The following is a 13,934-nucleotide window of genomic DNA, read 5'->3' as shown; positions in this document are numbered from 1 at the left end:
GAAATGATGACAAATTTACAAAAGAGACGACTTATGGATCATGATGCACCTAATCGAAGTACGAATATTGTAAACGGAAGGAATTCAAATATATTAAATTGGGATGATGTACGCTTTCCTTGGGCTTATCCAAAATACAAACGAATGCTGGCTAACTTTTGGACTCCCTTTGAAATTAATATGTCCAAGGATATAAAGCAGTTTCCCATGTTAACACCGAAGGAGCAGGAATCATTTTTAAAAATTATTGGGCTCTTAGCATTATTAGACAGCATTCAAACGGACTTTGCTGGAAAAGTAGCAGACTATTTAACGGACTCTAGTTTAAATGCTTTGATGATTATTCTAGCTCAGCAGGAAGTAATCCATAATCATTCCTATAGTTATGTATTATCGAGTATTGTAGATAAAAAAACACAAGATGAAGTATTTGAATTTTGGAGAAGTGAACCTACCCTTCAAAAAAGAAATGATTTTGTTACATCTGGGTATCAAGACTTTGTTGAAAAACCGTCAATTGAGTCGTTATTAAAAGCTATTATTTTTGATGTTATTTTAGAAGGGTTGTTCTTCTATAGTGGCTTTGCCTTCTTTTATCACCTTGCAAGAAATCAAAAGATGGTCGCTACGAGCACGATGATTAATTATATTAATCGAGATGAACAAATACACGTCGGCCTTTTTGAAAAGATCTATAAAGAGGTGTTAAAAGAGAACCCTCAATATGATACCGAATCTCTTAGACAATATGGTACAGACACGTTCCGTGAAGCTGCCTTATTGGAAATAGAGTGGGGAAAAGAAGTCATTGGTGATGGAGTAAAAGGAATTCTTCTTTCTGAATTAGAAGCTTACATTAAGTTTATGGCAAATAAAAGAGCAGAACAGCTTGGATTTGATGCGCCTTTCGAAGGATATCGGACCAATCCGATGCGCTGGATCATAGCGTATCAGGAAGTAGATTTAGGAAAAACGGACTTTTTTGAACAGAAATCCAGACAGTATACAAAGACGACAGATAGTAATGGATTTGATGAATTATAGTACGAGAGGGCTGGACAATAAGTCGATTTTTCGACTATTGATCGGCCTTTTTTTATACCTTTGTAATAGGTTCAGGAGTGAAATACTGACAACTGAATAAGTTTATTATTCTATACCTAATCTAGCTTTTTATAATACGATGAAGATATCATATTGGTACGGATTGGGCATCATCTAACTTTCTTAAACGATATTCTCTTATTCTATCTGTTTGTTTATAAATAATAAGGAGTAAGAGGAGAATACCACTACCACCAATTTGTAAAAGGAAATCACGTTTACAATTTTAGAAGTGAACAAGTTCTATTAATGTGTTACCCCTTCCGTTATTTCTGTCCAACAGGACAAATGAATAATGAGCAAGTTTACTTGTTTAATTCGAACGTTCCCCGTGTTTTCCTCATATACTAATATACACCCATGTAGGTAGTTGTGAGGGAAACAGAGGAGAGAGCAATGTGAGAATCACCCTTTATTTCATCATAATGGTGATGACCGCTTTTTTTCTGTACATGCAGTTCGCGAACATCGTATTTCAAAATCCTTCTCCATTTACAAAAGTGATTGCTCATCGTGGAGCTTCAGGATTTGCACCAGAAAATACACTGGCAGCATTTGATTTAGCCGTAGAAATGAAGGCGGACTATATTGAGTTAGATTTACAAATGAGTAAAGATGGAGAACTAATCGTTATTCATGACCCATCAGTGGAACGGACAACGAATGGTTCTGGGCTTATCCAGGATTTAACCTACGAAGAAATTCTTCAATTTGACGCTGGTAGTTGGTTCCATCAACAATTTTCGGGTGAGAAGGTACCCACCCTTAAGGAAGTATTAGATCGATATGTTGGAGAAATCGGCCTACTCATTGAACTTAAAGAGCCATATCGATATCCAGGAATTGAACAAAAATTAGCTATGGAGTTAACCCCTTACCTTGACCAAAAAGGGGAAAATAGCTCGATCGTTGTTCAATCTTTCGATATAGAGTCTGTTCAATTGTTTCATGAATACGCCCCTACGATTCCGATTGGTATCGTCATTTCAAAGGATAACTTTCAAGGGGTAGAACAATTATCAGATTTCGCAATATTTGCCGATTTTATTAGTCCAAGTAAAGGGGTTATAAGTAATCGTTTCATTCAGACAACAGAGATGTTGGAACTTGAAACATACCCTTGGACAATAAAAAATCAAGAGATGTATAAATGGCTTTATAATATAGATGTGAACGGAATTATTACGGATTATCCTAATTATGAAAATAAATCAGAAAGGTATATGAATTATATCTCTACGGCTCTTATTATATGCTTAACGATCCCTTTTGCTACTGTTAGTTTAATGGAGATGGTCGTCTATTTATGGAACCGGAGAGGGTGGCGAAAGAAGCGTTAGATAGCATTGCAATAATAGGTTCATACAGGTTCTAGATCGTGTAATGATTTCACAGTAATGAAAGTAGGTCATTTATCGGAAATGTATCATTGTTGCTGATAATCTACGTTATCAGAGAATATTCCCGATAATCTTGCTATTTATATGGCGTTAGAAAAAGGTGGGGTATCACCCCTACCTTTTTTCTGTCTTATCACGTTGGTCTTTATTATGCTTATTGCCTTTACTGTTATCGCCACTCTGTATTTCTGACGCAAATTCGGTATTTCCTACTCTAGGGGAGTTTTGATTACGGCTACCGTTATTGTATTTTTTCGTCATTCGTTTCCCTCCAGGTCATAAATGATTAGCACAGCAGGTAGTATATACATCAATGTGATTTTTATGCATTTATGGATGCTCCTATATTAAAAATACAGTTGACAGAAAATAAGTAATTAATGAGAAATAGCCATTTTCCTTTATTGTTATCCAGTCTGAAAAACTGTTTATTTCGCATAATTAATTGATACTAATTCGATTTGTTTAGGGTGCGAATATTTTGTGTGCTTGAAGCTTGTCTTGATTTTCAAGAATCTCGGCCAATTGCGGAGATCATTGCTCCTTCTTTTAAGTAAAGGAGTATTTGAGGCGTCAATGGAGGTATACCAACTTCTAAAGTGGTGTTTTAGCTATAAAGCAAGAACGACAGCAGCATTTACAATAAACAACTAGAGGTAGAAGTCATGTGCATTTTTTCATTTTTTTCCGAGACGAATCTCTCTTTAAACATTTCTTATATGGTATGACAAGTTATCTGAAAGGGTTCATAGATATGTACAAAATGTTTAGGGGGTGGTGAATGCACACTCTTCAAAACTGTTAAAAGAAAAATTTCATTAAACAAGAAAAAACGTGTTATTTAGTCTAACTGATAAAGTGTCAATGTTTGGCCGTGAAGCTAATTCACATCAGACATTACTTTGTTATGCCATTGCATACAGCATGCTATTTCGACTTCTGTATTGGCAGAGATAATGAATGTAACACTTAAAAATACTGAAGAATAATCGACATTGATTGCTGGGGTGAAGAGGAGGGAAACATATATTTCATTAAGAACATTTATTAAGGAAAAATTAAATCAAAAAAAATTGATTTAATAATTGCGTACAGAGAAAATTACTGATATACTACAAATATCAAAAATATTTGATTTAATAAAAACAGATTTAAGCGCGATTATGATTTATAATGGGTTGGAGATATACTTAACTAGGTAGTAATTAAATTAATGCCCATTTTTATCATTAATTAATCAATTTTTTTTGATGTTTAAATCAATTATTTTTGATTAATAAATTAGTTAACTTATTATAGGAGGTAATGGAAAATGAAACAAATTCAAAACGACTCTTTCCCAGTTGCGATAATTGGTGGTGGACCAGTTGGTCTTGCTACAGCTGCTCAGCTAACGAAAAAAGGAGAGAACTTCATTTTATTTGAAGCAGGAAAGACAATTGGATCCAGTGTTCTTGAGTGGGGACACGTAAGAATGTTTTCGACTTGGAAATATAATATTGATAAAGCTTCAAAAGAATTACTCGAACATTCAGGGTGGCTAGCTCCAAATGAAAATGGTCTTCCAACAGGTAAGGATCTAGTAGACAAGTATCTTCACCCTTTAAGCAGCTTACCAGAAATAAGAGAAAACATTATGCTAAATGCAAAAGTGGTAGGAGTTGCGAAAAAAGGGTTAAATAAATTAAAGACAGATCAAAGAGAAGATGTTCCTTTCGAGGTTTATGTGGAAATCGATGGAGAAATGAAAATGTTCACTGCAAAAGCAGTAATCGATTCGTCTGGAACTTGGAAAAGCCCTAACCCTTCTCTTTCAAACGGTATTTGGACAAAGGCTGAGAAACAATTAAAAAATCACATCCACTACGGAATTCCGAATGTGAATCAATTAGAAGAGCGATATAAAAATAAAACGATTATGGTTGTAGGAAGTGGGCATTCAGCCATCAATTCCCTTCTCGACTTTGCCAAATTAAAAGAAAAATATTCAGATACAACGGTATATTGGGTCATTCGAAAGAAGCATGTAAGTGAGACATATGGTGGGCAGGAAGATGATGAGTTACAAGCACGTGGAGAGCTTGGAATTAAGATTCAAAAATTGGTGGAATCAAACCAAATTAACGTAATTACTCCTTTTTATATTCGTGACCTTCAAGAGAATCAGGGGAAAATTAGTGTGTTTGGAGAACTAAACAAAGAAGAAATTACGCTAAATCATATTGATGAATTAGTTGTTAGCACGGGGTTTAGACCAGATGTAACCTTTTTAAACGAAATTAGGTTAAACCTTGATCCTGCGGTTGAGAGTGTTGAAGCTCTAGCTCCTTTAATTGATCCGAATATTCATAGTTGTGGAACTGTAAGGCCGCATGGGGAAGCAGAGTTACGACAACCGGAAAAGAACTTTTATATTGTGGGAATGAAAAGTTATGGAAGAGCACCAACGTTTTTACTCGCGACTGGGTATGAACAAGTACGTTCTGTAGTGGATTATCTATCCGGAGATTTAGCAAGAGCAAAAGAAGTGCACTTAGATTTACCTGAAACAGGGGTTTGTAGTTCAGGAATAGGAAATGGAACCGCGAATAGCTGTTGTGGACCAAGTCCAACACCTAAAAGCAGCAATAGTAGTTCATGTTGCGGTTAAACAGACAAAGACCACTTAAAATACATCCGCATGTTGCTCACAAATTAGCAAAGGAGCATGCGGATTCTTCCAATAAGAAAACGATTGTAGCACTCGCCATCATAACTGCTATCTGTTTAACAGGAGATTCAATGTTATATATTGTTTTACCTACTCAGTGGAAGGAAATTGGATTAACATCCTTAGTGCAGGTAGGGATGCTCCTATCAATTAATCGATTTGTTAGACTTCCTTTAAACCCGTTGATAGGATATATCTATAAAAAAGTTGATTTTCGAAAGGGTATTTTGCTTGCTGTCGTATTAAGTGGAATTACTACTATTGGATATGGCATTGTGGAAGATATTCGGATTTGGGTTATCCTCAGATCTTCTTGGGGACTTGCATGGTCATTATTTAAACTTGGTAGCTATTTATTAATTTTACAACTATCCAATGATTTAAACCGAGGAAACCTGATGGGGACGTATAATGGGCTGTATAAGCTTGGAAGTCTTGTTGGGATGTTGTTAGGTGGAGTTTTTGCCGATTTATTTGGATTAAAAATAATAAGTATTTTCCTAGGGATCTTTGCATTTGTTAGTATTTATTTTGTTTTTAAATACATTCCGAAAACGATTCAAGGAAATGAACATCCAGTTTTAAAGGGTAAATCTTCATTCATCGATACAATAAAAATGATTCGAAATAAAAAGATAATGAACATCCTGTTTACCGCTTTTCTATTTAATATGCTTTTAAATGGAATGCTTACGGCTACACTGAGTCACGTTATTAATGTGAAATTTGCAGATGAGCTAGAAATGCTAGGTGTTGCACTAGGGGCAGCAACGGTTGCCGGAATATTACAGGCACTTAGATGGGGAATGTTACCGTTTATTACCCCAAAAGTTGGAAGTCTACTGGACAAAACAAAGAATAAAAACATCTTTCTAGAAGTGTCTTTCGTTTGTGCGGCCATTTTTTTATTCTTAATACCTTTACCAATACAGTTAGGGATTTGGTTACCCATAATGTTTGTGAATTTATTAATTTCGTCAATTATAATTACGATTATTGATTCAATTCTTACGGATTATGTATCGAAACGAAAAAATAAAGTATTTATTATGACGACTTTCACCGTAATAGTTGATTTAGGTGCAGCCCTTGGTCCTATTTCGAGTTACACGATGGAGCAAAAGGTTGGTTTGACAAGTTTATTTTGGCTCTCTGCAGGAATAGCTTTATTATTATCCGTTTATTGGTTCCTAACGAGTACCCCCTCTACCACAGCGACGAAGTGTACACAATCCCGTTTATTCAGAAATAAGGAAATTTAGGATATTCATTCTCTGTAGAAGATCAATGAATTCATTTTTTAGATTTCATCATTATTTTACCGTGGATTTTTTAAAATGGGAAAATAAGCTTTGTCATTTCTCGAATGCTGTATAAATGAGCATGAATGTCAGAATGGAAATTTGATAATAATAAATAAACCAATTTCAAGTGTACGTTCGTTGTCGTTTATATGTAATAACATACGAAATGGTTGAATCTATGTTATTTATTACATCAAAAATAGTTGATTAATTACAGTAAGATCATTTTAGACAGTGATTAAGAATAATAGATTTAAAGAGAAGGGTTCATACAGGTAAGAATGAATAGAATTTTAGAAAAGGAGAGAGCCAATGGAAAAGAAAATCCCATTGGAAAATACCTCGATGGAACAAACGTTCCTAACATATGAAATGAAATTTAAGGCATTAGCGGATAGAAAAAGGCTTCATATTCTGGATGTGCTTACCCAAAATGGCGAAATGTGTGTGTGTGATTTAGCGCCCATTGTTCATATGACGCAATCCAAATTATCCTATCACTTAAAAATTTTATTGGATGCAAATATAATAATTAGAGAAACGAGGGGAACATGGAGTTATTATCAGATAAATAGGAATGAGTTTGATCATTTGTTTTCTGAAGACCTTCTCCGCCTATTTAAGTCTAATCCGGATACAGGATATAGGACAGAAAATAGCTGTTGCGGACCTAATGTTGATACGAAAAGTTACAATGGTAGTTCATGTTGTAATAAAGCGTGATGATGAAGCTCCTTATTAAGGAAGTGAAAATTGTAGGATTTCAATCTTTAAGATTAAAAAGTCGTCTATCTTGAAGTAGCTTTCAGGAAGAAATTTACTTGTAGAATAACGAGGGCAGAAAATGATTGAACTTTTTTATAAAAATTCAAATTTAATTATCTGGAGAAGAAGTCATTTTGAACAAGTATTATTCAAAATGACTTCTACTTATTTGCGATAATATGAATACTTTAAACTAATAATGATGTATGTTTATAGGCACTGTCGTAAAATATAAAAACCCCTTCGAATAATTTTAAATTCACCGTAATAAATATGATACGTACATTTGATTAAAACACAGATCGGAGGGAGAAAATGTGCAACCACCTGAGTGGAATATTCCTCTATTTTTTGGTTTTTTAATCATTAGTTTATTATATCTTTTATTAGTTAGACTGTGGTTAAAAGAGAAACCTCTACTCATTCAGACGCTCCTTTTTTACAGTGGGTTATGGATTATATATTTTTTAACAGGGAGCCCTCTAGCCCATGTTAGCCATGTTTCCTTCACTTTTCATATGATTGATATGAGTCTTTTATTTTTTATCGTTCCACCCATGCTGTTATTAGGACTTCCTAGTAGTATGATGAGAGGACAAAATAGCTTATTCAACCGAAGGATTCGCAGGATTTGGTCACCAGTTATATCGCTTATTTTATTTGCTTGTCTCTTCTTTTTATATCACCTTCCATTCATTTTTGATGTCTATTCTCAATACCCCTCTATCCATGATGGGTATGTTTTCATTATGTTTCTCCTTTCCATACATGCGTGGAGTCCGTTAACGAATTCAACTCAGTCATTCCAGAGAAGAAGCTATGCTTTCTTAAGTGGGATGATTTTAATGCCTGCTTGTTTATTATTTATTGTTAATGGATTGTTAGGAGAGACGACTATCTCTTTCCTTGTGAATGTAACGAAACATCAAATGGCTTCACACTCTTCCTATTTGGTCCTTCCATCATGGTATACCTCACAAGTCGATCAAATTGTTGCAGGTATAATTATGATTGCTATTCATAAATTAGCTATGGTCATGACCTATAAAATGGCCATGAGAATGAATTAGACGAAACTTTAAAAAAAGTTGTCCACCGTTTTATCCTTTTATAGATGATTATCTAAAGGATTTTTTACTGATGTTGTTCCATTAGATAGTCATTATCTTAAAGAGTTGAATTCCAGATTATCAAAAAATCATTTTGTTTAATATGCATAAATTAGCTAAGAAAATGATGATATGTATGGAGAAACATTCATGAAATATAAGAAGTGAAAAAGGAGTTTAATTCATAATTATTGAACCAATGTCAATTTCAAACGTTAATAATATAAGAGATTTAAGGGAGGGAGGCATAAGATGAGGGAGCTTTATATAAAGCAAAAGGTATTCAGTCTAAGCGAAAAATTTACTGTAAAGAATCAACAGGAGAAGGATGTATATTATGTGGAAGGAAGCTTTATGCAAATTCCAAAGACTTTCTCAATCATGAACACAACAGGGGATGAAGTAGCAAGCATTACGAAAAAGGTGGTCAGCTTTTTACCCAAATTTTTTGTTGAGGTAGATGGTCAAGAGGTAGTAACGATTAAGAAAGAGTTATCCTTATTTAAAGCCCGCTATACGATTGAGGGGGCAGGCATTGAAGTGTATGGGAATTGGTGGGATATGGATTTTCAAATATTACAGCATGGTGAAATCGTTGGGAAGGTTGACAAAGAATGGTTCAGTTGGGGCGATAGCTACAAGATTGAAATAATAGATAAAGAGATGGAGACCACTATTATTTCACTCGTTGTTGCAATTGATTATGTGAAGGCTGATGGAACAGCATCGGTTTAAAGTTGAGTGTAAAAAATAAAAGGCTTGTTTCTTATAAAGGTTTGACTTGAATAATTACGTTGAATCGCGAATCGATATGTCCATTTGTTATTAAGGTTTATTATCGATCTTAAGTAAAAGGACGTAAAAGTTGAAAATCTAAATGAGGACTAGCTCTACCAATATCAAGAATTGAAGAGGGTTGTACAAGAGGAGGAAATACTGATGTTGATTAGAGAGATAGAAATTGATGATGCAGAAGACTTCATTTTTCTTATTAAGGAAGTTGAGAAAAGTTCAGATTATATGCTTATGGAAGCGGGAGAAAGAAAAACAACGTCTGAACAACAAAAAAAACAATTAGAAAGTATCAAACTACAAAGTAATTCAACCATTTTTGTTGCTGAAGAAAGAGGTAAATTAGTAGGGTATTTATTGGCTAATGGTGGAGCAGTACAAAGAACTAAACATTCTGCTTATCTTGTTATAGGGATCCTCCAAGAGTATAGGGGGAAAGGGGTAGGTACGAAGCTATTTGAAAGCATAATAGAGTGGGCTTCAAAATGTAATATTTCACGCTTAGAACTTACTGCTGCAACTGAAAATGAAGCTGGTGTCGCTCTCTATAAGAAATTTGGTTTTGAAATTGAAGGGACGAAAAGAAATTCACTTATAATAGAAGGAAGAACTCTTAATCAATTTTATATGTCTAAACTGTTGTAGCTTTATCTCTATTTAAAGGAAGCAAGAATTGAATTACGTTTTCCTGCAAAGTGTTTTAATCGCCATTAATAATGATGAAGCGATTAAAAAGATGAGGTCATATCTTGGATTTAACGGTTTATAAAGACCTTCCCGATTAATTATTGGCTGAGGAACTCAATGCTCAATTTTCAAAATTAATTAAGCATATAGAATTCAATTGTACAGATAGCCTTTTAAGTATATTCAGAAGCCCTATATGAACTTGCGGAACGGCAATGGCGTACATATGAACATATAGAAAGGTGTTTAAAGGAACGTATTGATAATTGGGTAACAAGCAATTGGGATATAGACAATGAACAATTAATTGACAATTTATTATTGCTAATTGCTTTATTAGGGTAAGAAAAGAAAAGCCTCCTTATCAAATGCGGTAATAAGATCCGAAGTCAGGAGGGAAATAGAAGAAAACATTAATGAGTTGGAAGGGAATAGTGATGTCAAATAATGGACAAGTATTACTAGTGTTAGATTGGCTGAAAACTTCTCGCAAGAACGATTATTTAATAAATAAACAAGCTGTTCAGTCTTCATGATCCCCTTAAGGAGACTGTTTTTACATATTTTTGAAAAACGAGCAAAAAAGATGTCCCTCCTTTTTCCTTTTTCATACTATATATAGCCTGCTGCAATAAGGTTAGGGGGTGAGTATGTGGAGGAAAAGGGAATTTCTTTAACGAAGTTTGGCTTAGTATTGATTACATTTATCATCGGCTTTAGCCTGTTGCTTGTTATAACTATTGTCATCCTTTCTCAAAAAATACTTATTGTCGGGGAAGGATTTCAGTTTACGACCATTCAAGACGCAGTTGATGCAGCTAAACCTGGAGATACAATATTTGTGACAGCTTCGTTGAGTCCTTATGAAGAGGCAGTGGAGATTACCGATAAATCTAAAATTGACATTATTGGCGTAGGAAATCCTATATTGGATGGGTCAACATTACCAGCAGGAAGTACTGGAATCACCATTACAAATTCATCTAGAATTAATATCCAGAGGTTAACTATGCAGAAATATGTGATTGATGAGCTTGGAATAGATCCAGGTGGCGCCGGAATATTTATAGAAGAATCTTCTAGTCGGAATATTTTCGTGAGAAACCATCTCCTTCAAAATGAACGTGAGGGAATATTTGAATTTGGTGGAAACAGCCTGTTTATTGGCAATGAGCTAAATGGAAATCTGTTTGAAGGAATTGATAGTAATGCAATAAAGAACACGTTCATCGCTAATGAGTTTATTGAAAATGGATTCCTCTCACCACCAGAAGACACGGTTGATGCCTTTGACATAGAGGAAGAAAGTATTCTAATCAAAAATACGCTGCGTGATAATGCTGATGATGCAATTGATGTGGATGATGACTTCAATATAATTATCGCAAATTCAGCCTTTGATAATGGCGAAGGGGGCATTATTTTAGATAATGGATCCAGTAATAATATTCTTATTAGAAATAACTGGGAAGATAATACGGAGGATGGAATATTATTAGATAATAGAGCTGCAAATAATGTGGTTTTGAGTAATAAAATCATTGGAAATGTCCGAGATGGTATTCGAGTAGGTGATCGAACAAGAGATAATCTTATAAAAAACAATATAGTGTTTGATAATGGCAGAGGCATTTTCATCCGAAATGATGACTTCACCTTTGACCAACAAAATGAAGTGATGAAAAATAAGGTTGTTCAAAATGTAGGTGAAGGAATATTTCTAGAGGGCGCGATTGCCAATCTTATCAGTAATAACAAGATTACAGAGAATAACATCGGGATTTTTGTTATTCCTAAAGATGAAAACGGAGATACTACGTTAGCTAATGGGAATAGCATTGTTAGCAATAAAGTCGAAGACAATATAGTTGATGGTATCCATTTTCAAGAGACGTTTGCCAATTTAATTGAAAAGAATAAAATAAATCGGAATGGAGATCACGGTATTTTTCTAGATGTAGAATCAATTAACAATAGAATTCGTTTTAATCAAATTGTTAATAATGGAATTTTTGATGTTGTCGAACAAAATATTGATACGAATATTTTTGAAGGAAATGACTGCGGAGTTTCCGATCCAAATTTTGTTTGTTTGAACTAAGAGCCTTTTTAGGCTCTTTTTTATTTATCAAAATTTAACAATGTTGTTGATATTTCCTATAAACAAGGAGGCTTCTTAAAGAAGGTGTCTCCTTGTCTCAATAGAAATTATGTCCTTATAACAATGATTTCCTCAGGAGCATTCTTCTCGTTATTCCATTTTGTTTGAATTTCGAAGGTACCAGGTTCAAAAAATAAATCGAATCTTAATTTAATATCTTCTTGCATTGGTAATTCCTTTGCTTTACTAATGTTAACCCAATGAATTTCACCTTCAGGTGGGTTATCTAATAATTTTCCTTTAAAATCCTTTGTCCAATAGTTCATCATTATATATCGTTTATTTGTAGATGGATTTACAAATTCTGATATTCCTTTAAACACAAGGTTAGTTACTTCCAATCCTGTTTCTTCTTTTACTTCTCTTTTAGCACCTTCAACAAAGCTTTCTGGAAAGTCTACTCTTCCTCCTGGTGGCAAAAAACCTGTAAAATTATCGTGTTTTCTATCAAGTAACAAGACTTTATCTCCATCTTGTATCATAACCACGGTCCAAATCTTATAAGTTATATCTGGCATTTAAAAGTCCCCCTACTCTATGTAAAATCAATCTATATGTATGAAAATCTTATTGTATCATATACTCATTTCTTACATTATAGAACAAATGTTCTGTTTAATCAAATAACAACAGAGTTTTATAAGGGTGGTGTATTTGTGATTGGGCTGTCTATTTAAAGATGAAAGGTAAAGTGACACTAATCATTTCCGTAGATTTTTACTATAATGAGAACATAGGACATTTTGACAGATATCCAAGTGACTCATACAATAGGAAATGGATTTTATCCTTTAATGACTAGAGGGAGAAAATGAAAAATTGGTGGAGAATCAGTATTCAGCTATTCGTGTTCGTTGCTTTCTATGAAGTTGGACTATTTATTACTTATACTTTTTCCGTTCCTATTCCAGGGAATGTTCTTGGGATGATGCTGTTATTCCTGCTCCTGTTGTCTGGGGTTATAAAAGTCGAGTGGATTGAAAATGGAGCGAGTCTTTTATTGAAGCATTTAGCATTTTTCTTTGTTCCTGTCGCTGTAGGGATGATGACATTAGGCGGAATATTTAAAGAAAATGGGGTCTTTATTATCATTACTCTTGTGACTTCGACTGCGATTGGAATTGTACTGACTGGAGTAATTTCCCAGCTCGTAGTCAAAGAAAAAGAGGTGAAGTCACATGAATAGTGTAATGATGATATTGTTAACCTTCATACTTACCGTATCTTCCTATGTTATGTCGATACAGCTAGCTAAAAAATACCGATATCCGATTACAACACCTATATTTCTCAGTAGCATCTTAATTATAGCTATTTTTCTTATTTGCGACATCTCCTATGAAGAGTACGAAATCACTAATCGTTTTATCTCGTATATGTTAGGTCCGGCTACTGTTGCCCTTGCCGTTCCTATTTACAAAAACCGGACATTATTCATTCGTTATTTTCGCCCGGCAATTGTTGGAGGCATAATCGGAAGTCTTGTAACTATCTCTTCGGCTGTATTTTTTGTTCAAATACTTGACCTTGGACGAGAGGTGAAGCGATCGATTATTTTAAAGTCAATCACAACACCTGTAGCCGTTGAGGTAGCGGATGTAATCGAAGCGAATAGAACTTTAGCCGCAACCTTTGTCATTGTGACGGGTATGATTGGTGCGATGATTGGCCCATGGCTATTAACGAAGACAAAAGTGAATCATCCTGTCGCAAGAGGACTCTCTTTAGGTGTTATTTCACATGGAATTGGAACGTCAGAAGCCATTAAGGAAGGAGAGTTAGAAGGGGCCGTTGCCGGAAGTGCCATGGGAGTAACATCGTTCACGCTTTCTTTTGTGCTTCCTTTATTTTTCTTATAATGAATCAATAGACACTTGCCCTTTTCATATAGGTAGTACTCAC

General features: G+C 34.5%; 13 protein-coding genes. 11 read left to right on the top strand and 2 right to left on the bottom strand.

All coding sequences use genetic code 11. The annotated features are described in order from the left end of the window. The first annotated feature begins 3 nt into the window (after positions 1 to 3). Together WAK64_RS13130 and WAK64_RS13125 are read left to right on the top strand one after the other, a co-directional pair. A complete protein-coding gene (locus tag WAK64_RS13130; RefSeq protein WP_336587440.1) occupies positions 4 to 1,044 on the top strand; it encodes a ribonucleotide-diphosphate reductase subunit beta in 1,041 nt (346 codons plus the stop codon). A 458-nt stretch (positions 1,045 to 1,502) separates the two neighbouring features. Next, entirely contained in the window at positions 1,503 to 2,444 is a 942-nt protein-coding gene (locus WAK64_RS13125) for a glycerophosphodiester phosphodiesterase (protein WP_336587439.1), read from the top strand. Between the two features lie 174 nt (positions 2,445 to 2,618). Here WAK64_RS13125 and WAK64_RS13120 read toward each other — a convergent pair whose 3' ends face one another. Continuing rightward, positions 2,619 to 2,765 (bottom strand): hypothetical protein, encoded by a 147-nt coding sequence (locus WAK64_RS13120; RefSeq protein ID WP_336587438.1) that lies wholly within the window; start codon positions 2,763 to 2,765, stop codon positions 2,619 to 2,621. Positions 2,766 to 3,816: 1,051 nt separating this feature from the next. Here WAK64_RS13120 and WAK64_RS13115 point away from each other — a divergent pair. From WAK64_RS13115 to WAK64_RS13085, 7 genes are all read left to right on the top strand, one after another. Then, a complete protein-coding gene (locus tag WAK64_RS13115) occupies positions 3,817 to 5,154 on the top strand; it encodes an NAD(P)-binding domain-containing protein (RefSeq protein WP_336587437.1) in 1,338 nt (445 codons plus the stop codon). Next, entirely contained in the window at positions 5,142 to 6,476 is a 1,335-nt protein-coding gene (locus tag WAK64_RS13110) for an MFS transporter (RefSeq protein WP_336587436.1), read from the top strand. Before WAK64_RS13115 ends, WAK64_RS13110 begins: the two co-directional genes overlap by 13 nt. A 354-nt stretch (positions 6,477 to 6,830) precedes the next feature. Continuing rightward, a complete protein-coding gene (locus WAK64_RS13105) occupies positions 6,831 to 7,241 on the top strand; it encodes an ArsR/SmtB family transcription factor (RefSeq protein WP_419465947.1) in 411 nt (136 codons plus the stop codon). A 359-nt stretch (positions 7,242 to 7,600) separates the two neighbouring features. Continuing rightward, entirely contained in the window at positions 7,601 to 8,353 is a 753-nt protein-coding gene (locus tag WAK64_RS13100; RefSeq protein ID WP_336587435.1) for a cytochrome c oxidase assembly protein, read from the top strand. A 291-nt stretch (positions 8,354 to 8,644) separates the two neighbouring features. Further along, a complete protein-coding gene (locus tag WAK64_RS13095) occupies positions 8,645 to 9,127 on the top strand; it encodes an LURP-one-related/scramblase family protein (RefSeq protein WP_336587434.1) in 483 nt (160 codons plus the stop codon). A 204-nt stretch (positions 9,128 to 9,331) separates the two neighbouring features. Beyond that, a complete protein-coding gene (locus WAK64_RS13090; protein WP_336587433.1) occupies positions 9,332 to 9,829 on the top strand; it encodes a GNAT family N-acetyltransferase in 498 nt (165 codons plus the stop codon). Between the two features lie 694 nt (positions 9,830 to 10,523). Continuing rightward, positions 10,524 to 11,972 (top strand): right-handed parallel beta-helix repeat-containing protein, encoded by a 1,449-nt coding sequence (locus WAK64_RS13085; protein WP_336587432.1) that lies wholly within the window; start codon positions 10,524 to 10,526, stop codon positions 11,970 to 11,972. Positions 11,973 to 12,079: 107 nt separating this feature from the next. Here WAK64_RS13085 and WAK64_RS13080 read toward each other — a convergent pair whose 3' ends face one another. After that, positions 12,080 to 12,550 (bottom strand): 8-oxo-dGTP diphosphatase, encoded by a 471-nt coding sequence (locus tag WAK64_RS13080; RefSeq protein WP_336587431.1) that lies wholly within the window; start codon positions 12,548 to 12,550, stop codon positions 12,080 to 12,082. A 293-nt stretch (positions 12,551 to 12,843) separates the two neighbouring features. On the opposite strand from WAK64_RS13080, the gene WAK64_RS13075 reads away from it, so the two are divergent. Next, positions 12,844 to 13,218, top strand: coding sequence for a CidA/LrgA family protein (locus WAK64_RS13075; protein ID WP_336587430.1), 375 nt, complete (start codon positions 12,844 to 12,846; stop codon positions 13,216 to 13,218). Next, positions 13,211 to 13,891, top strand: a complete 681-nt coding sequence (locus WAK64_RS13070; RefSeq protein WP_336587429.1) for an LrgB family protein — start codon at positions 13,211 to 13,213, stop codon at positions 13,889 to 13,891. Before WAK64_RS13075 ends, WAK64_RS13070 begins: the two co-directional genes overlap by 8 nt. Positions 13,892 to 13,934 lie beyond the last annotated feature (43 nt).

Origin of the sequence: Bacillus spongiae (genome assembly GCF_037120725.1) — a bacterium.
Lineage (GTDB): Bacteria > Bacillota > Bacilli > Bacillales > Bacillaceae_K > Bacillus_CI > Bacillus_CI spongiae.
The sequence above is the reverse complement of the archived record's forward strand: the minus strand, read 5'-3'. Positions and strand labels throughout refer to the sequence as shown.

Excerpts from the sequence above, each read along its gene's own strand:
- WAK64_RS13130 (WP_336587440.1), top strand. The coding sequence starts at position 4 with ATGATGACAAATTTACAAAAGAGACGACTTATGGATCATGATGCACCT.
- WAK64_RS13080 (WP_336587431.1), bottom strand. The coding sequence starts at position 12,550 with ATGCCAGATATAACTTATAAGATTTGGACCGTGGTTATGATACAAGAT.
- WAK64_RS13105 (WP_419465947.1), top strand. The coding sequence starts at position 6,831 with ATGGAAAAGAAAATCCCATTGGAAAATACCTCGATGGAACAAACGTTC.
- WAK64_RS13070 (WP_336587429.1), top strand. The coding sequence starts at position 13,211 with ATGAATAGTGTAATGATGATATTGTTAACCTTCATACTTACCGTATCT.
- WAK64_RS13120 (WP_336587438.1), bottom strand. The coding sequence starts at position 2,765 with ATGACGAAAAAATACAATAACGGTAGCCGTAATCAAAACTCCCCTAGA.
- WAK64_RS13095 (WP_336587434.1), top strand. The coding sequence starts at position 8,645 with ATGAGGGAGCTTTATATAAAGCAAAAGGTATTCAGTCTAAGCGAAAAA.
- WAK64_RS13115 (WP_336587437.1), top strand. The coding sequence starts at position 3,817 with ATGAAACAAATTCAAAACGACTCTTTCCCAGTTGCGATAATTGGTGGT.
- WAK64_RS13110 (WP_336587436.1), top strand. The coding sequence starts at position 5,142 with ATGTTGCGGTTAAACAGACAAAGACCACTTAAAATACATCCGCATGTT.
- WAK64_RS13090 (WP_336587433.1), top strand. The coding sequence starts at position 9,332 with ATGTTGATTAGAGAGATAGAAATTGATGATGCAGAAGACTTCATTTTT.
- WAK64_RS13075 (WP_336587430.1), top strand. The coding sequence starts at position 12,844 with ATGAAAAATTGGTGGAGAATCAGTATTCAGCTATTCGTGTTCGTTGCT.